Consider the following 18,654-nt stretch of genomic DNA (forward strand, 5'->3'; position numbering starts at 1 on the left):
TCGTGTTCACAAAGTTAAGAATTCAAATAGTCAGTCGGGTCAGCTCAACGCCGGGTTCCTGGGTCACGCTCAATTGTTCCACGATCGCATCCTGCAGGCGGCGACACAGCTCAGGGTCGGACAGCGGCTGGTTATCAGCGTCGGTGATGAAGAACACGTCTTCCACCCGTTCGCCGAGGGTCGCAATCTTGGCATTCTGCAACGACAGGTCGAACTCCAGGAAAATCCCGCCGATGCGCGCCAGCAGGCCCGGGCGATCCGGCGCGCTGAGTTCCAGCACCGTCACCGGTCGCTGCGCGTCGTTGGAAATGGTCACCTGGGGCGCAAAGGCAAAATGCTTTAGCTGGCGTGGTACCCGGCGTTGGATGATGGTTGGGTAATCGTCCGGGTTGCGCAGGGCTTCGGTGAGGCCTTCGCGGATCTTTTTCACCCGCGCCGGGTTATCTCCAATAGAGTCGCCGTCTGTGTCGAGCACGATGTAGGTGTCGAGGGTGAACTGGCTGCTGGAGGTGATGACCCGGGCGTCATGGATGTTCAGGTTGAGCTGGTCCATGGCGGCCACGGTCACGGCGAAGAAGTCGTGCTGGTCCGGCGCGTAGATGAAGATCTGCGTGCCGCCTTCGAATTCGCGCTGGGTGGTTTCCTTGATCAATACCAGCGGGCCACCGTCGGCCGGCTGCTGCAGGATCGCATCGCTGTGCCAGGCCACGTCGCCGGCGGTGTGGCGCAGGAAATAATCGTCGCCCAGTTGCGACCAGAGCTGTTCGACGTCGTCCGGGTCGTTACCACCGCGTACCAGAATATCCAGGGCCGCACTTTGGGTGCGACGGATCTGCTCTTCGCGGTCCACCGGGTTTTCCAAGCCGCGGCGCAGGGCGCGCTTGGTCTCGGTGTACAGCTGACGCAACAGGCTGGCGCGCCAGGAGTTCCATAACGTGGGGTTGGTGGCGTTGATGTCGGAGACGGTCAGCACATAAAGATAGTCGAGACGGGTTTCATCGCCGACTTTGCCGGCAAAGTCGTGGATCACCTGCGGGTCGGACAAGTCCTTGCGCTGGGCGGTTGTCGACATCACCAGATGGTTTTGCACCAGCCAGACGATCAGGCGGCTGTCCCAGAGGGGCAGTTGGTGGCGCTGGCAGAAGGCTTCGGCGTCCACTGCACCGATTTCCGAGTGATCGCCATGGCGACCCTTGCCGATATCGTGATACAGGCCCGCCAAGTAGATCAGCTCGGGCTTGGGCAGCTTGGCCATTAGCTTACTGGCCAGCGGGAATTTCTCTGATACCTGGGTGTACTGCAACTTACGCAGGTGCTTGATCAGGTTCAGGGTGTGGGCATCGACGGTGTAGATGTGGAACAGGTCGTGCTGCATTTGCCCGACGATAAAGCCGAACTCCGGCAGGTAGCGCCCGAGAATGCCGTAGCGGTTCATGCGCCGCAGGTTGCGGTGGATGCCGATGCGGCACTTGAACAGTTCGATAAACAGGCTGGTATTGCGGATGTCGTTGCGAAATTCGTCGTCGATCAGGTGACGGTTTTCCCGCAGCAAGCGGATGGTATCGGCGCGCACGCCTTTGATGTCCGGCTGCTGGGCCATCAGCACAAAGATTTCCAGCATGGCGAACGGGGTGCGGCGGAACACGTTGTCGTTGCGTGCTTCGATATAACCGTCATGCAGTTGGAAGCGCGCATTGATCGGCTGCGGTGGCGCTTCGTCTTCGGGGGCCAGGATCACCTCCTCGAAGTGCTGGATGATCAAGTCGCTGAGCTGGGCGATGCTCATGACCACCCGGTAGTACTGTTGCATGAAGCTTTCGATGCTGGTCTTCGCGTCTTCGCCCTCAAAGCCCAGCAGGGTGGCGATGGAGCGTTGGTGATCGAACAGCAGGCGGTCCTCGGAGCGCCCGGCGAGCATGTGCAGGGCGTAGCGCACCTTCCACAGGAACTCCTGGGACGAGGCCAGCAGGGTGTTTTCGCTCTCCACCAGGAAGCCTTCGCCAGCCAGGGCGCGCAGGTTCAGCGTGCCGTATTGGCGGCGCGCCACCCACAAAATCGTCTGGATATCCCGCAGCCCGCCCGGGGAGCCTTTGACGTTGGGTTCCAGGTTGTATTCGGTGTCGTTGTACTTGTGGTGCCGCGCCTTCTGTTCGGCGCGCTTGGCCAGGAAAAAGTCCTTGCTCGGCCACATGTGTGCGGTGCTGGTGACTTCGAGCATGCGCTGGCGCAGGCGCTCGGGGCCGCAGATGGTGCGGCTTTCCATCAGGTTGGTGACCACCGTCAAGTCGGCACGGGCCTCTTCGGCGCATTCGTCCACCGAGCGCACGCTCTGGCCGACTTCCAGGCCGATGTCCCACAGCAATGTCAGAAAACGCTCGATGGAATCGCGAAAGGTTTCGTGGTCGGCGCTGTCCAGCAGGATCAACAGGTCGATGTCGGAGTAGGGGTGCAGTTCGCCGCGACCGTAGCCGCCGACCGCCACCAGGGCGATATCGGCGTCTGCACTCCAGCTGAACTGTTCCCAGGCTTTCTGCAGGATGTTATCGACGAACCAGGCGCGGTCCTCGATCAGTCGTCTGATGTCCCGACCACTGCGAAAACGCGCGTCGAGCACCTCGCGTGCCTGGCGGATGGCTTTCTTGAAGGCGGCGATGGGGCTCGCCTTCAATGCCAGCTCGGCCTGGAACTGGCCACGGTCGAAGAGTTCGGGATCCACCTGGGGCATCGGTCGGCTTTCCTATCTATCTATTGAGTCAGTCACACGGTTGAAGCTGGAAAACCGAAGCAACCCTCACGCCGAAACGCGAGGAATGGTGTCGTCTGCACGCAACGTGAAGATCTCGTAGCCGGTTTCGGTGACCAGCAGCGTGTGTTCCCACTGGGCCGAGAGCTTGCGGTCCTTGGTGATAGCTGTCCAGCCGTCGCCCAGCACCTTGGTATCGGCCTTGCCCTGGTTGATCATCGGCTCGATGGTAAAGGTCATGCCTGCCTTGAGTTCCATGCCGGTGCCGGCGCGGCCGTAGTGCAGGATCTGTGGTTCTTCGTGGAACACGGTGCCGATGCCGTGGCCGCAGAATTCGCGCACCACCGAGAAGCCGTTCTTTTCGGCGTGCTTCTGGATCACTTCACCGATGTCACCCAGGCGGCAGCCTGGCTTGACGATTTCGATGGCCTTGTACATGCATTCCTGGGTCACCTGGGACAGGCGCTCGGCCCAGACCGGCACGTTGCCGACGTGGAACATGCGGCTGGTGTCGCCGAAGTAGCGGTCCTTGATCACGGTGACGTCTATGTTCAGGGTGTCGCCGTCCTTCAACGGCTTGTCACCGGGAATGCCGTGGCACACCACATGGTTGACCGAGGTGCAGATCGACTTGGGGAAGCCTTTGTAGTTCAGCGGCGCAGGGATGGCCTTTTGCACATTGACGATATAGTCGTGGCAGATCTGGTTCAGCTCTTCGGTGGTGACGCCCGGCTTTACGTGCTCTGCAATCATTTCCAGCACGTCGGCGGCCAGTTTGCCGGCGATGCGCATGCCGGCGATGTCTTCGGCGGTTTTCAAACTAACGGTCATACAGGCTCTCTCTAGCGCGACGCGCTGAAATCAATACGGTTTACGGGCGTGCGACAAAAGGTTGCTGAATTCGCACAAGCCACAAAAAACGCGATTCTAACAGACGCGGGCGGTAAACCATGAGCCCCTGACGATCGCTTCTATCTATAGGGTGGGGGTAAATCCGCTCTATTCAACGGCTTGCGCACAGATCGCTGCGGTCAGGTGTGATTGCGGGTTTCGTTTTCGCCCTTGCTGTGGTATAAAATGCGCCGCTTTCCGGGGATACCCCGAAAAGCTTAAATCCACACACGTGTCGACACGATGACCTGGGTGCCGGAGGCCTTGATGCCGCTGGTTGGTCATTGGGATACGTGGAGGCCAAACCCGACTTATTAAGGAACTATCATGTCCCAAGTCAACATGCGCGATATGCTGAAGGCCGGTGTGCACTTCGGTCACCAGACCCGTTACTGGAACCCGAAAATGGGTAAATACATTTTCGGCGCGCGTAACAAGATTCACATTATCAACCTTGAAAAAACCCTGCCAATGTTCAACGAAGCTCTGACTTTCGTAGAGCGTCTGGCACAGGGCAAAAACAAGATCCTGTTCGTCGGCACCAAGCGTTCCGCTGGCAAGATCGTTGCTGAAGAAGCAGCACGTTGCGGTTCGCCGTACGTCGATCACCGCTGGTTGGGCGGCATGCTGACCAACTTCAAAACCATCCGTGCTTCCATCAAGCGTCTGCGTGACCTTGAAGTGCAAGCCGAAGACGGTACTTTCGCCAAGCTGACCAAGAAAGAAGCGCTGATGCGCTCCCGTGACCTGGAAAAGCTCGATCGTTCCCTGGGTGGTATCAAGGACATGGGCGGTCTGCCTGACGCACTGTTCGTTATCGACGTTGATCACGAGCGCATCGCGATCACCGAAGCCAACAAGCTGGGCATCCCGGTTATCGGCGTAGTCGATACCAACAGCAGCCCGGAAGGCGTTGACTACATCATCCCAGGCAACGATGACGCAATCCGCGCTATCCAGCTGTACATGGGTTCGATGGCTGACGCTGTAATCCGTGGTCGCAACCACGTTGCTGGCGGTACCGAGCAGTTCGTTGAAGAAGCTCCGGTAGCTGCCGCTGAGTAACTGACGCCCTGGCGTTGACTCAGTAAGCAAAAAGGGGGCTTGGCCCCCTTTTTGCCACCTCGAAAACCATTTGTCGGCAGCGCAGCTACATCATTTGTAACGTGCAGCGGCCTACAACGGAAATTCGGGAAGAATTGATCGCCCGTTTGATCGGGTGGAATGGTTGAAAACCTATCCAAGAGGATTTTGAAATGGCAGAGATTACTGCAGCGTTGGTTAAAGAACTGCGTGAGCGTACCGGCGAAGGCATGATGGATTGCAAAAAGGCCTTGACCAAGGCCGGCGGCGACATCGAAAAAGCCATTGATGACATGCGTGCTTCCGGCGCCATCAAGGCTGCCAAGAAAGCAGGCAACGTCGCTGCTGAAGGCGCTATCGCCCTGAAAGAAGACGGCAAATCCGCCGTTCTGCTGGAAGTCAACTCGCAGACCGACTTCCTGGCTCTGCAGGATGACTTCAAGGCATTCGTTGCTGCCAGCGTCGAAAAAGCCTTCGCTGACAAGCTGACCACTGTTGAGCCTCTGATCGAAGCTCAAGAAGCAGCTCGCCTGGTACTGGTCGGCAAGGTTGGCGAAAACGTCAACATCCGTCGCCTGGTTCGCGTTGAAGGTGATGTTGTCGGTGGTTACCTGCACGGCAACAAGATCGGTGTAGCAGTTGTTCTGAAAGGCGGCGACGTTGAGCTGGCCAAAGACATCGCTATGCACGTTGCTGCAAGCAACCCTGAGTTCCTGCTGCCTTCGGAAGTGTCTGCCGAAGCGATCGAGCGCGAAAAAGCTGTGTTCCTGCAGCTGAACGAAGAAAAAATCAAAGGCAAGCCAGAAAACATTGTTGAGAACATGGTCAAAGGCCGTATCAGCAAGTTCCTGGCCGAAGCAAGCCTGGTTGAGCAGGCGTTCGTCAAGAACCCTGAAATCAAGGTTGGCGAACTGGCCAAGAAAGCCGGTGCTGAAATCGTTTCCTTCACTTACTTCAAAGTAGGCGAAGGCATCGAGAAGCCGGTCGACAACTTCGCTGAAGAAGTTGCTGCCCAGCTGGCTGCCGCCAAGCAATAAGACAGTCCCAAACTGTCGCCGAAAGAGGCTGCCCGCTCACGCGCGCAGCCTCTTTTCAAATGGGAAGGCCAATTTTATTTGGTTTCCTCTCGGAACTGGCTTACAAAGCCGTGTTCCGATGGCGCTGTGACAGCGTCCAGCTAGAGTGAACGCAAGCCGTAAACGGCTCGCCAAGAATTTTTAAAAAATACGCCGCAGGAGAGATTCGCAATGGCTCAGCAGGGCAGTGGTTATCAGGCTCGCTATAAACGCATTCTACTCAAGCTCAGCGGCGAGGCCCTGATGGGCTCGGAAGAGTTCGGGATCGACCCCAAGGTGCTTGACCGCATGGCGCTGGAAGTCGGCCAATTGGTCGGTATCGGTGTGCAGGTCGGCCTGGTGATCGGCGGCGGCAACCTGTTCCGCGGCGCGGCACTGAGTGCGGCCGGTATGGATCGGGTCACTGGCGACCACATGGGCATGCTGGCCACTGTGATGAACGCCCTGGCCATGCGCGACGCCCTGGAGCGTGCCAATATCTCGGCCATCGTGATGTCGGCTATCTCCATGGTTGGCGTGACCGATCACTACGATCGCCGCAAAGCCATGCGCCACCTGAACTCCAAGGAAGTGGTGATCTTTGCCGCCGGCACAGGCAACCCGTTCTTCACCACGGATTCGGCGGCGTGCCTGCGTGCTATCGAAATCGATGCCGACGTGGTGCTCAAAGCCACCAAGGTGGATGGCGTATACACTGCAGACCCATTCAAAGACCCGCATGCCGAGAAGTTCGATCATCTGACCTACGATGAAGTGCTGGATCGCAAGCTGGGTGTGATGGACCTGACTGCTATCTGCCTGTGCCGCGACCACAAGATGCCGCTGCGCGTATTTAACATGAACAAGCCCGGCGCCCTGCTGAATATCGTACACGGCGGCGCGGAAGGGACTCTGATCGAGGAAGGCCAACAATGATCAATGAAATCAAGAAAGACGCCCAGGCGCGTATGCAGAAATCCCTGGAATCCCTGAGCCATGCATTTGGTCAGATCCGTACCGGCAAGGCGCACCCGAGCATCCTGGGCAGCGTGATGGTGCCTTACTACGGTTCCGACACCCCGCTCAGCGGCGTGGCCAACGTGACCGTGAAGGACTCGCGCACCCTGCAAGTCGTAGCCTTCGAGCGCAACATGCTCGCGGCAGTCGACAAGGCGATCCAGAGCGCCGGCCTGAACCTCAACCCGACCAACCTCGGCGAGTTGTTGTTGATCTCCATGCCAGCTTTGACCGAAGAAACCCGCAAGGGCTTCACCAAGCAGGCGCGCAGTGCTGCTGAAGATGCGCGCGTTGCGGTGCGTAACATCCGTCGCGATGCGTTGGGTGACCTGAAGAAGCTGGTCAAGGACAAGGAAATCAGCGAAGACGAAGAGCGTCGTGCCGTTGCTGATATCGACAAGCTGACCAAGGACGCCGAAGCCCAGATCACCAAGGCTACCGAAGAAAAAGAAAAGGACCTGATGGCCGTATAAGGGGTCAGGACGCCTTTATGGAAAAGACCAAGCAGACTGTGCCCTCCGTGGTGCCGCGCCATGTCGCGATCATCATGGATGGGAATAATCGCTGGGCGAAAAAACGCTTTATGCCGGGTGTTGCCGGGCATAAAGCGGGTGTTGACGCGGTAAGGGCAGTGATTGAGGTGTGTGCCGAGGCCAAGGTCGAGGTGTTGACCTTGTTCGCCTTTTCCAGTGAGAACTGGCAGCGGCCCGCGGACGAAGTCAGTGCCTTGATGGACCTGTTTTTCAAGGCGCTGCGTCGTGAGGCCAAGCGCCTCAACGACAACAACATCAGTCTGCGCATCATTGGTGATCGCTCGCGGTTCCACCCGGAGCTGCAAGCGGCCATGCGCGAAGCCGAGGCTATCACCGCAGGCAGTAATCGTTTTGTGCTGCAGATCGCAGCCAATTACGGTGGCCAGTGGGATATCGCCCAGGCTGCGCAACGGCTTGCCCGCGAAGTGCAGGCCGGCCATCTGCGCCCCGACGACATCACGCCCGAACTGTTGCAAACCTGCCTGGTGACCGGCGACCTGCCGTTGCCGGACTTGTGTATCCGTACCGGTGGCGAGCATCGCATCAGCAATTTCCTGCTGTGGCAGCTAGCCTATACCGAGTTGTACTTCTCCGACCTGTTCTGGCCGGACTTCAAACACGATGCCATGCGCAATGCGCTGGCCGATTTCGCTTCCCGTCAGCGTCGTTTCGGTAAAACGAGCGAGCAGATCGAAGCTGGAGCCCGGGTTTAAATGCTTAAACAACGAATCATCACGGCGCTGATCCTGCTGCCGATTGCCTTGTGCGGTTTTTTCCTGCTTGAAGGCTCCGGCTTTGCGCTGTTCATCGGCCTGGTCGTGAGTCTGGGTGCCTGGGAATGGGCGCGCCTGGCAGGCTTCGGCAACCAGTTGCCGCGCGTGGCGTACGCCGCAGTGGTCGCGGTGTTGTTGTTCCTGATGTACATCCTGCCGGACATCGCACCCTGGGTATTGGGGGCGGCGGTGCTGTGGTGGGCGTTGGCAACATTCCTGGTGCTGACTTACCCACGCACCAGCGGTCAATGGTCCAGCGTGGCCTGCAAGCTGGTGATCGGCTTGCTGATCCTGCTACCGGCCTGGCAAGGGCTGGTGGAAATCAAGCGCTACCCCATGGGTAATGAATTGATCCTGGCCGTGATGGTGCTGGTGTGGGGGGCCGATATCGGCGCCTACTTCTCTGGTCGCGCATTTGGCAAGCGCAAGCTGGCTCCGGCCGTCAGCCCGGGCAAGAGCTGGGAAGGCGTATACGGTGGCCTGGCCTTGACGCTACTGATCACGCTGGTGGTCGGTTTGGTGCGTGACTGGTCGGTGAAAGAGATTCTGCTGGCCTTGCTGGGCACCGCTATCGTCGTGTTTATCTCGGTGGTGGGTGACCTCACCGAGAGCATGTTCAAGCGCCAGGCCGGGATCAAGGACAGCAGTAACCTGCTGCCGGGTCATGGTGGCGTGCTGGATCGCATCGACAGTCTGACTGCCGCGCTGCCGATCTTCGCGGTGTTGCTGTGGATGATCGCTTCGTGAGCGGCCTGCAGCAGGTTACCGTGCTGGGCGCGACCGGCTCCGTCGGGCTGAGTACCCTGGATGTCATCGCTCGTCACCCGGATCGTTACCAGGTTTTCGCCCTGACCGGCTTCACGCGTTTGCGCGAATTACTGGCCTTGTGCGTGCGCCACTCACCGCGCTTTGCCGTAGTGCCTGAGGCCGCGGCGGCCCGTGGGCTGCAGGATGATCTGCGGGCTGCAGGGTTGACCACCCAGGTGTTGGTCGGGGAAGCGGGGTTGTGCCAGGTGGCGGCCGACGCCGATGTGGATACCGTGGTGGCGGCGATTGTCGGCGCGGCGGGGTTGCGTCCGACCCTGGCGGCAGTCGATGCCGGCAAGAAAATTCTGCTGGCCAATAAAGAAGCCCTGGTCATGTCTGGTGCGCTCTTCATGCAAGCCGTGCGCAAGAGTGGGGCGGTCCTGCTGCCGCTGGACAGCGAGCACAACGCAATCTTCCAGTGCATGCCCGGGGATTTCGCCCGCGGCTTGAGCCAAGTCGGTGTGCGCCGGATTCTGCTGACGGCGTCCGGTGGCCCCTTCCGGCAGACTCCGCTGGCTGAGCTTGAGCATGTGTCTCCCGATCAGGCCTGCGCTCATCCGAACTGGTCCATGGGGCGCAAGATTTCCGTGGATTCGGCGAGCATGATGAACAAAGGCCTGGAGCTGATCGAGGCGTGCTGGTTGTTCGATGCACGGCCTGATCAGGTCGAGGTGGTGATCCATCCGCAAAGTGTGATCCACTCTTTGGTCGATTACGTGGACGGTTCGGTGTTGGCGCAGTTGGGCAACCCGGATATGCGCACGCCGATCGCCAATGCCTTGGCCTGGCCGGAGCGGATCGATTCCGGCGTGGCGCCCCTGGATCTGTTTGCGATTGCGCGCCTGGACTTCGAAGCCCCGGACGAGCAGCGTTTTCCGTGCCTGCGTCTGGCGCGGCAAGCGGCCGAGGCGGGTAACAGCGCGCCGGCCATGCTCAATGCGGCCAATGAAGTGGCGGTGGCGGCGTTTCTCGAACGGCGCATCCGCTTTCCGCAGATCGCGAGTATCATCGAGGACGTCCTGAATCTTGAGCCAGTCGTGGCTGTAAATGACCTGGGAGCGGTATTTGAGGCTGATACCAAGGCCCGTGCCTTGGCCCAGCAATGGCTGGATCGCGACACACGTTAGGGTGGGCGCGTTTGAGCCTTCAGGCATCGGATTGAAATGCGGAGAAATTAGATGAGTGCGCTCTACATGATTGTCGGCACCCTGGTTGCTCTGGGTGTGCTGGTTACCTTCCACGAATTCGGCCACTTCTGGGTGGCGCGTCGTTGCGGCGTCAAGGTATTGCGCTTTTCCGTTGGTTTCGGCATGCCATTGTTGCGCTGGCATGATCGTCGTGGCACCGAGTTCGTGATTGCCGCTATCCCGTTGGGTGGCTACGTCAAGATGCTCGATGAGCGCGAAGGTGAAGTGCCGGCTGATCAATTGGATCAGTCTTTCAATCGCAAGACCGTTCGTCAGCGTATCGCAATTGTTGCAGCGGGCCCGATCGCCAACTTCCTGTTGGCAATGGTGTTCTTCTGGGTTCTGGCCATGATGGGCAGCCAGCAGGTGCGCCCGGTCATCGGTGCAATCGAGGCGGACAGCATCGCGTCCAGGGCCGGCTTGGTGGCAGGGCAGGAAATTGTTTCCATTGATGGCGAGCCGACCACCGGTTGGGGCGCGGTCAATTTGCAGTTGGTGCGCCGCCTGGGTGAAAGCGGCACCGTCAATGTGGTGGTGCGTGACCAGGATTCCAGTGCCGAAACCCCGCGGGCGTTGGCTCTGGACCACTGGCTCAAGGGCGCCGATGAGCCTGATCCGATCAAATCCCTGGGGATTCGTCCTTGGCGTCCGGCCTTGCCGCCGGTACTCGCTGAGCTGGATCCGAAAGGTCCGGCCCAGGCCGCAGGCCTGAAAACCGGTGATCGCCTGCTGGCCCTCGATGGCCAGGCGCTGGGTGACTGGCAGCAAGTGGTCGACCTGGTACGCGTGCGTCCTGATACCAGAATTGTGCTGAAAGTTGAGCGCGAGGGTGCTCAAATCGACGTTCCCGTGACCTTGTCGGTTCGCGGGGAGGCGAAGGCGGCCGGGGGTTACCTGGGTGCCGGGGTCAAAGGTGTCGAATGGCCGCCATCGATGGTCCGAGAGGTCAGCTTCGGGCCTTTGGCCGCGATTGGCGAGGGTGCGAACCGCACCTGGACCATGAGCGTACTGACCCTCGAATCCCTCAAGAAAATGTTGTTCGGTGAGCTCTCGGTAAAAAACTTGAGTGGACCGATAACCATTGCTAAAGTGGCGGGCGCTTCTGCCCAGTCGGGTGTCGCGGATTTCCTGAATTTCCTGGCTTATCTGAGTATTAGCCTTGGGGTTCTGAATTTGCTGCCCATTCCAGTATTGGATGGGGGGCATCTGCTGTTTTATCTGGTCGAGTGGGTGCGTGGTCGCCCCTTGTCGGATCGGGTGCAGGGTTGGGGGATACAGATCGGTATCAGTTTGGTGGTCGGGGTGATGTTGTTAGCTCTGGTCAACGATCTGGGACGACTGTAACGCTTCGCTGAATTGCGAATCTGCCGCATTTTGCGGCAGTTTGTTTATTGCCAGTTGGAATAAGAAAGGACTTCATGAAACGTCTGCTGCTAACTGCGGTTCTCACCGTATTGATGATCGCCGAAGTTCACGCCGAGTCCTTCACCATCTCCGATATTCGCGTCAACGGCCTCCAGCGGGTTTCCGCGGGTAGCGTCTTTGGTGCCTTGCCGTTGAACGTCGGGGAACAGGCGGATGATCGTCGCCTGGTGGAATCCACTCGTGCGCTGTTCAAAACCGGGTTCTTTCAAGATATCCAACTGGGTCGCGAAGGCAACGTCCTGGTCATCACGGTCGTCGAACGACCTTCTGTCGCCAGTATCGCGATTGAAGGTAACAAGGCCATCTCCACTGAAGACCTGATGAAGGGCCTCAAGCAATCCGGCCTGGCCGAGGGCGAGATCTTCCAGCGCGCGACCCTTGAGGGTGTGCGTAACGAACTGCAACGCCAGTACGTTGCCCAGGGCCGCTATTCTGCGACCGTGGAAACCGAAGTGATCCCGCAGCCTCGTAACCGTGTTGGCCTCAAGGTCAACATCAACGAAGGTACCGTCGCTGCCATTCAGCACATCAACGTGGTGGGCAACACCAAGTTCGCTGATGACGACCTGATCGACCTGTTCGAACTCAAGACCACCAACTGGCTGTCGTTCTTCAAGAACGATGACAAATACGCCCGTGAAAAGCTTTCCGGTGACCTTGAACGCCTGCGCTCCTACTACCTGGACCGTGGCTACATCAACATGGACATCGCTTCGACCCAGGTGTCCATCACCCCGGACAAGAAGCACGTCTATATCACCGTGAACGTCAATGAAGGCGAGAAATACAAGGTTCGTGACGTCAAGCTCAGCGGCGACCTGAAAGTCCCAGAAGACCAGGTCAAGTCCCTGCTGCTGGTGCAGAAGGACCAGGTGTTCTCGCGCAAGCTGATGACCACTACCTCCGAACTGATCACCCGCCGCCTGGGTAACGAAGGCTATACCTTCGCCAACGTCAACGGCGTGCCGACCCCGAATGATGAAGATCACACGGTAGACATCACCTTCGTCGTCGATCCTGGCAAGCGTGCCTACGTAAACCGCATCAACTTCCGTGGCAACACCAAGTCTGCGGACGAAGTGCTGCGTCGTGAAATGCGTCAGATGGAAGGTGGCTGGGCTTCGACCTACCTGATCGACCAGTCCAAGACCCGTCTTGAGCGTCTGGGCTTCTTCAAGGAGGTCAACGTCGAAACCCCGGCCGTACCGGGTGTGGATGACCAGGTTGACGTGAACTACGCCGTTGAAGAGCAAGCTTCGGGCTCGATCACCGCCAGCGTCGGTTTTGCACAGAGCGCCGGCCTGATCCTGGGTGGCTCGATCACCCAGAACAACTTCCTCGGTACCGGTAACAAGGTGTCCATCGGCCTGACCCGAAGCGAATACCAGAGCCGCTATAACTTCGGTTATGTCGACCCCTACTGGACAGCTGACGGTGTGAGCCTGGGCTACAACGCCTTCTACCGCACCACCGACTACAAAGACCTCGACGTCGACGTTGCAAGCTATGCGATCGACAGCCTGGGTGTGGGCGCAAACATCGGTTACCCGATCAGCGAAACCTCGCGCCTGACCTTCGGCATCACCGCGCAACAGGACGAGATCAAGACCGGTGTATATACCGTGGACGAGATCTTCGACTTCACTCGTCGTGAAGGTGACAAGTTCCTGAACTTCAAGGCATCTGCCGGCTGGTCCGAGTCGACCTTGAACAAAGGTGTACTGGCAACCCGTGGTCACTCTCAAAGCCTGACTGCGGAAGTCACCACACCGGGCAGCGACCTGTCGTTCTTCAAGCTCGACTACCGCGGCCAGTTGTTCCAGCCGTTGAGCGATAACTACACCATGCGCCTGCACACAGAGCTGGGCTATGGCGACGGTTATGGTTCGACCGATGGCTTGCCGTTCTACGAGAACTACTACGCAGGTGGTTTCAACTCGGTGCGTGGCTTCAAGGACAGCACTCTGGGCCCACGTGGTACCCCAAGCCGCGGTGTTGACCAAACCGGTAACGTCGGCACTCGCCGCGATGATGACGATGATCCACTGCCGTTCGGTGGTAACGTGCTGATCCAGGGTGGTGCCGAGATCCTGTTCCCGCTGCCGTTCGTCAAGGACCAGCGTTCCCTGCGGACTTCGGTCTTCTGGGACGTGGGTAACGTGTTCGACTCCAAGTGCGAGCAGATCAAGAACCCAAGCGGTCTGAAGTCCAACACCCAGTGCAACGACGTGAGCCTCAGCAACCTGGCGAGCTCCGTGGGTGTGGGTGTGACCTGGGTGACTGCGCTGGGCCCGTTGAGCTTTGCTCTGGCCATGCCGATCAAGAAACCGGATAACGCTGAAACCCAGATTTTCCAATTCTCCCTCGGCCAGACGTTCTAAGCGTCTGACCCAAGATAACGACAACGGATTCTGTAGGAGTACATCGTGCGTAAGTTGACTCAATTGGTCCTGCTGGCCACTGTGCTGGTAACCACCCCGGCCTTCGCCGAAATGAAAATCGCCGTCCTGAACTATCAGATGGCTCTGCTGGAATCCGACGCGGCCAAGAAGTACGCCGTGGATGCCGAGAAGAAATTCGGTCCGCAACTGACCAAGCTCAAAACCTTGGAAAGCAGCGCCAAGGGCATCCAGGATCGTCTGGTAGCCGGTGGCGACAAGATGCAGCAAGGCGAGCGCGAGCGTCTGGAGCTTGAATTCAAGCAAAAGGCCCGTGACTACCAGTTCCAGTCCAAGGAGTTGAACGAAGCCAAGGCTGTTGCCGACCGTGAAATGCTCAAGCAGCTCAAGCCCAAGCTCGACAGCGCCGTGGAAGAAGTCATCAAGAAGGGTGCTTTCGACCTGGTGTTCGAGCGCGGCGCCGTGATTGACGTCAAGCCTCAATACGACATCACCCGTCAGGTGATCGAGCGCATGAACCAGCTGAAGTAAGCCATGACCGCGACTATCAAACTCGGCGAGTTGGCCGAGTTCCTGGGAGCCACCTTGCGTGGCTCCCCGGAGAAAGAAATCACTGGGCTAGCCACCTTGCAGGAGGCTGGCCCAGCTCAGTTGAGCTTCCTCGCAAATCCCCAATACCGTAAATACCTGGTTGATTGCCAGGCCGCAGCCGTGTTGCTGAAGGCCGCTGACGCTGAAGGATTTATCGGGGATGCGCTGGTGGTGGCCGACCCGTACCTGTCGTACGCCAAGGCGTCACACCTGTTCGATCCCAAGCCGAAAGCGGCCGGTGGTATTCACCCATCTGCGGTAATTGCCGATGATGCCCAGGTTGACCCTGCGGCCAGCATCGGTGCGTTTGCAGTGATCGAAAGCGGGGCGCGTATTGGCGCAGGTGTCACCGTGGGCGCCCACTGCTTTATCGGCGCACGCTGTGAAATCGGTGCCAATGGTTGGCTGGCCCCACGTGTAACCCTCTACCACGATGTGCGTATTGGTCAGCGTGTGGTCATTCAGTCCGGCGCTGTTATCGGCGGCGAAGGCTTTGGCTTTGCCAACTCCAAAGGTGTCTGGCACAAGATTGCCCAGGTCGGCGGCGTATTGATCGGCGACGATGTGGAGATCGGTGTAAACACTGCGGTGGATCGCGGGGCTTTGGCCGATACGGTGATCGGTAACGGCGTGAAGCTCGACAACCAGATCCAGATCGCCCACAACGTACAGATTGGCGATCACACCGCCATGGCGGCCTGCGTGGGTATCTCCGGCAGTACCAGGATCGGCAAGCATTGCATGCTCGCCGGCGGCGTCGGGCTGGTGGGGCATATCGATATTTGCGACAACGTCTTCATCACCGGCATGACCATGGTGACTCACTCGATTACCGAGCCGGGGGCCTATTCTTCCGGTACCGCCATGCAACCTGCGGCTGAATGGCGCAAGAGCGCGGCGCGTTTGAGGAAGATCGACGACATGGCACGACGTATCAAACAGCTGGAAAAGCGTGTTGGGGACGTGACCCCTGGCGGTAATGCTTCATCTGAAGGCTGATACCATTTCCATATCAAGTGTGCACAGCCGCTAGACTGCCTCCTTGATTTGCTAGCGGGGCGTGCGCTTAGTTCGCCCGCCCCCAATCTTTATTACAGGCTTCCCCCCGAAATGATGGACATCAACGAGATTCGCGAATACCTGCCTCACCGTTACCCGTTCCTGCTGGTGGACCGCGTAGTGGACCTCAATGTCGAGGAAAAGCGCATTCGTGCCTACAAGAATGTCAGCATCAACGAACCATTCTTCAACGGTCACTTCCCAGCGCATCCCATCATGCCGGGCGTGTTGATCATCGAAGCGATGGCCCAGGCTGCCGGTATCCTTGGTTTCAAAATGCTCGACCTCAAGCCTGCCGACGGCACGCTTTACTATTTCGTGGGCTCCGACAAGCTGCGTTTTCGCAACCCGGTCACCCCGGGTGACCAGTTGATCCTGGAAGCCAGGTTCATCAGCTGCAAGCGCCAGATCTGGAAGTTCGAATGCCAGGCCTCGGTAGATGGCAAGCCGGTATGCTCTGCCGAGATCATCTGTGCGGAACGCAAACTATGAGTTTGATTGACCCTCGCGCAATCATCGATCCGTCGGCCGTACTGGCCGCCGACGTTGAGGTCGGCCCTTGGTCGATCGTCGGCGCAGGTGTGGAAATCGGCGAGGGGACTGTCATCGGGCCACACGTGATCCTTAAAGGTCCGACCCGTATTGGCAAACACAATCGTATCTACCAGTTTTCCTCGGTAGGCGAAGACACCCCGGACATGAAGTACAAGGGTGAAGAAACACGCCTGGTAATCGGTGACCACAACATCATCCGTGAAGGCGTCACCATTCACCGCGGCACCGTACAGGATCGCGCTGAAACCACTTTGGGTGATCACAACCTGGTCATGGCCTATGCGCACATCGGCCATGACAGCGTGATCGGCAACCATTGCATCCTGGTCAACAACACTGCGCTGGCAGGCCATGTGCACGTTGACGACTGGGCGATTCTGTCCGGTTTCACCCTGGTGCATCAGTACTGCCATATCGGCGCCCACAGCTTTTCCGGCATGGGTACCGCCATTGGCAAGGATGTCCCTGCATTCGTGACGGTGTTCGGCAACCCTGCCGAGGCTCGCAGCATGAACTTCGAAGGCATGCGCCGTCGCGGATTCAGCGAAGAGGCGATCCACGCTCTGCGCCGTGCCTACAAGACGGTTTACCGTCAGGGGCTGACGGTTGAGCAGGCGCTGACCGAACTGACCGAGCCGGCAACCCTGTTTCCGGAAGTCGCGGTGTTCCGTGACTCGATCCAGGCGTCGACTCGCGGCATCACCCGCTGATCATGGCCAATCTGCGTATTGCGCTGGTGGCCGGTGAAGCGTCCGGCGACATTCTGGGTGCTGGCCTGATGCGAGCCCTCAAGGCCCAGCATCCTGCGGTGGAGTTTATCGGCGTGGGTGGGCCGTTGATGCAGGCCGAAGGGCTTGCCTCCTACTTCCCCATGGAGCGGCTGTCGGTCATGGGGTTGGTGGAGGTGTTGGGGCGCCTGCGTGAGCTGCTCGCTCGCCGCAAGCTGTTGATCAAGACGCTGATCGAAGAAAAACCTGACGTCTTTATCGGCATCGATGCGCCGGACTTCACGCTCAATATCGAACTCAAGTTGCGCCAGGCCGGGATCAAGACCGTGCACTACGTCAGCCCATCCGTGTGGGCGTGGCGCCAGAAGCGTGTGTTGAAAATCCGCGAAGGCTGCGACCTGATGTTGACCTTGCTTCCATTCGAAGCCCGGTTCTACGAGGAGAAGGGCGTGCCGGTGCGGTTTGTCGGCCACACCCTGGCTGACGCCATTCCCTTGCAGGCTGATCGTGCGGCTGCACGCGCCGAGCTGGGCTTGCCCGCTGGCCCGTTGGTAGCGTTGATGCCAGGCAGTCGTGGCGGTGAGGTGGGGCGTTTGGGGGCGTTGTTTTTTGATGCTGCCGAACGTCTTCAGGCGCAAAAGCCGGGAATCCGCTTTGTGCTGCCTTGCGCCAGTCCACAACGTCGTGCACAGATCGAGACCCTGCTGGAAGGTCGCAACCTGCCGCTGACCCTGCTTGACGGCCAGTCCCATCTGGCTCTGGCAGCCTGCGATGCGGTATTGATTGCGTCGGGCACTGCCACCCTTGAAGCCTTGCTGTACAAGCGGCCAATGGTTGTAGCCTACCGCCTGGCGCCGCTGACCTTCTGGATTCTCAAGCGCATGGTCAAGAGCCCTTACATCTCCCTGCCCAACCTGCTGGCCCAGCGCCTGCTGGTGCCGGAGTTGTTGCAGGACGATGCAACGCCTGAAGCGCTTGCGCAAACCTTACTGCCCTTGATTGACGGCGGCGAAGAGCAGACCCGTGGTTTCGACGACATTCATCGCACGTTGCGTCGTGATGCCTCGAACCAGGCGGCCGACGCCGTGCTGACCTTGATCGGCCATAAACAGGAAGCCTTATGACCACGCAAATGGGCCTGGATTTCAGCCTGGTTGCCCAAGCTCACGAACTGGTGGCCGGTGTTGACGAAGTAGGGCGCGGCCCGCTGTGTGGCGCAGTGGTCACGGCGGCGGTAATCCTTGATCCGAACCGCCCGATCCTGGGCCTCAATGATTCGAAAAAGCTTACCGAGGCCCGTCGCGAAAAGCTCTATGACGAGATCTGCGAGAAGGCCCTGAGTTGGCATATCGCTCGCGCTGAAGTCGAGGAAATCGACGAACTTAATATCCTCCATGCAACCATGTTAGCCATGCAGCGTGCTGTTGAAGGGCTGCATATCACCCCGAAAATGGCGATGATCGATGGCAACCGTTGCCCGAAGCTTGCGGTGCCGTCGGAAGCGGTGGTCAAGGGCGATAGCAAGGTTCCGGCCATTGCCGCTGCCTCGATCCTGGCCAAGGTCAGCCGTGACCGTGAAATGGCTGCGTTCGAATTGATCTACCCCGGCTACGGGATTGGCGGCCATAAAGGCTACCCGACGCCCGTTCATCTGGAAGCCCTGGCTCGGCTGGGCCCGACCCCGATCCATCGCCGCTCGTTTGCCCCGGTACGCCTGGCTTATGAGGCCCGCGAAAGTCTGATCGTGGTTTAGCAGCAAGGCTGATGTTTTTACCAAGGCCCGGTACAATCCGGGCCTTGTTGTTTTC

At 58.9% G+C, this 18,654-nt stretch carries 17 protein-coding genes; 15 read left to right on the forward strand and 2 right to left on the reverse strand.

The features are described from left to right. Positions 1 to 22: 22 nt before the first annotated feature. Together IH404_RS07665 and map are read right to left on the reverse strand one after the other, a co-directional pair. Positions 23 to 2,725 carry a [protein-PII] uridylyltransferase gene (locus IH404_RS07665; RefSeq protein WP_005785705.1) on the reverse strand — a complete coding sequence of 901 codons (2,703 nt, stop codon included), beginning with the start codon at positions 2,723 to 2,725 and terminating at the stop codon, positions 23 to 25. A gap of 66 nt (positions 2,726 to 2,791) precedes the next feature. Beyond that, positions 2,792 to 3,574, reverse strand: a complete 783-nt coding sequence (map, locus tag IH404_RS07670) for a type I methionyl aminopeptidase (protein WP_005785707.1) — start codon at positions 3,572 to 3,574, stop codon at positions 2,792 to 2,794. Between the two features lie 387 nt (positions 3,575 to 3,961). Here map and rpsB point away from each other — a divergent pair, with 387 nt between their 5' ends. The 15 genes from rpsB (at position 3,962) to rnhB (ending at position 18,599) form a co-directional block, all read left to right on the forward strand. Then, positions 3,962 to 4,699: a 30S ribosomal protein S2 gene (gene rpsB, locus IH404_RS07675; protein ID WP_003189158.1), complete on the forward strand. Its 738-nt coding sequence runs from the start codon at positions 3,962 to 3,964 to the stop codon at positions 4,697 to 4,699. Positions 4,700 to 4,890: 191 nt separating this feature from the next. Then, positions 4,891 to 5,754: a translation elongation factor Ts gene (tsf, locus tag IH404_RS07680; protein ID WP_005785711.1), complete on the forward strand. Its 864-nt coding sequence runs from the start codon at positions 4,891 to 4,893 to the stop codon at positions 5,752 to 5,754. A gap of 210 nt (positions 5,755 to 5,964) precedes the next feature. Next, complete coding sequence (pyrH, locus tag IH404_RS07685; protein WP_003189161.1) at positions 5,965 to 6,708, forward strand: UMP kinase; 744 nt, start codon at positions 5,965 to 5,967, stop codon at positions 6,706 to 6,708. Beyond that, positions 6,705 to 7,262 carry a ribosome recycling factor gene (gene frr, locus IH404_RS07690; RefSeq protein WP_003189163.1) on the forward strand — a complete coding sequence of 186 codons (558 nt, stop codon included), beginning with the start codon at positions 6,705 to 6,707 and terminating at the stop codon, positions 7,260 to 7,262. The genes pyrH and frr overlap by 4 nt, the downstream gene beginning before the upstream one ends. A gap of 17 nt (positions 7,263 to 7,279) precedes the next feature. Further along, entirely contained in the window at positions 7,280 to 8,035 is a 756-nt protein-coding gene (gene uppS / locus IH404_RS07695; protein WP_005785713.1) for a polyprenyl diphosphate synthase, read from the forward strand. Continuing rightward, on the forward strand, positions 8,036 to 8,842 hold the full coding sequence (locus IH404_RS07700; protein ID WP_005785716.1) for a phosphatidate cytidylyltransferase: 807 nt from the start codon (positions 8,036 to 8,038) through the stop codon (positions 8,840 to 8,842). It abuts the gene before it with no gap. Then, the gene (ispC, locus tag IH404_RS07705; RefSeq protein ID WP_005785718.1) at positions 8,839 to 10,029 is read left to right on the forward strand and encodes a 1-deoxy-D-xylulose-5-phosphate reductoisomerase; all 1,191 of its coding nucleotides are present in this window, start codon (positions 8,839 to 8,841) and stop codon (positions 10,027 to 10,029) included. The genes IH404_RS07700 and ispC overlap by 4 nt, the downstream gene beginning before the upstream one ends. A 51-nt stretch (positions 10,030 to 10,080) precedes the next feature. Then, complete coding sequence (gene rseP, locus IH404_RS07710) at positions 10,081 to 11,433, forward strand: sigma E protease regulator RseP (RefSeq protein ID WP_005785720.1); 1,353 nt, start codon at positions 10,081 to 10,083, stop codon at positions 11,431 to 11,433. 74 nt (positions 11,434 to 11,507) lie between these two features. Further along, positions 11,508 to 13,895, forward strand: a complete 2,388-nt coding sequence (gene bamA / locus IH404_RS07715; RefSeq protein ID WP_005785722.1) for an outer membrane protein assembly factor BamA — start codon at positions 11,508 to 11,510, stop codon at positions 13,893 to 13,895. Between the two features lie 45 nt (positions 13,896 to 13,940). After that, a complete protein-coding gene (locus IH404_RS07720; RefSeq protein WP_003172279.1) occupies positions 13,941 to 14,444 on the forward strand; it encodes an OmpH family outer membrane protein in 504 nt (167 codons plus the stop codon). Between the two features lie 3 nt (positions 14,445 to 14,447). Next, positions 14,448 to 15,503, forward strand: coding sequence for a UDP-3-O-(3-hydroxymyristoyl)glucosamine N-acyltransferase (gene lpxD / locus IH404_RS07725; RefSeq protein WP_194440221.1), 1,056 nt, complete (start codon positions 14,448 to 14,450; stop codon positions 15,501 to 15,503). Positions 15,504 to 15,614: 111 nt separating this feature from the next. Continuing rightward, positions 15,615 to 16,055, forward strand: coding sequence for a 3-hydroxyacyl-ACP dehydratase FabZ (gene fabZ / locus IH404_RS07730; protein ID WP_005785726.1), 441 nt, complete (start codon positions 15,615 to 15,617; stop codon positions 16,053 to 16,055). Beyond that, entirely contained in the window at positions 16,052 to 16,828 is a 777-nt protein-coding gene (lpxA, locus tag IH404_RS07735; RefSeq protein WP_005785728.1) for an acyl-ACP--UDP-N-acetylglucosamine O-acyltransferase, read from the forward strand. The genes fabZ and lpxA overlap by 4 nt, the downstream gene beginning before the upstream one ends. Positions 16,829 to 16,830: 2 nt before the next feature. After that, positions 16,831 to 17,970 (forward strand): lipid-A-disaccharide synthase, encoded by a 1,140-nt coding sequence (gene lpxB / locus IH404_RS07740; RefSeq protein WP_005785729.1) that lies wholly within the window; start codon positions 16,831 to 16,833, stop codon positions 17,968 to 17,970. Continuing rightward, positions 17,967 to 18,599: a ribonuclease HII gene (gene rnhB / locus IH404_RS07745; RefSeq protein WP_032803329.1), complete on the forward strand. Its 633-nt coding sequence runs from the start codon at positions 17,967 to 17,969 to the stop codon at positions 18,597 to 18,599. Before lpxB ends, rnhB begins: the two co-directional genes overlap by 4 nt. Positions 18,600 to 18,654: the final 55 nt, after the last annotated feature.

It is taken from the genome of Pseudomonas sp. OST1909, from assembly GCF_015277575.1.
Classification (GTDB): Bacteria; Pseudomonadota; Gammaproteobacteria; order Pseudomonadales; family Pseudomonadaceae; genus Aquipseudomonas; species Aquipseudomonas synxantha_A.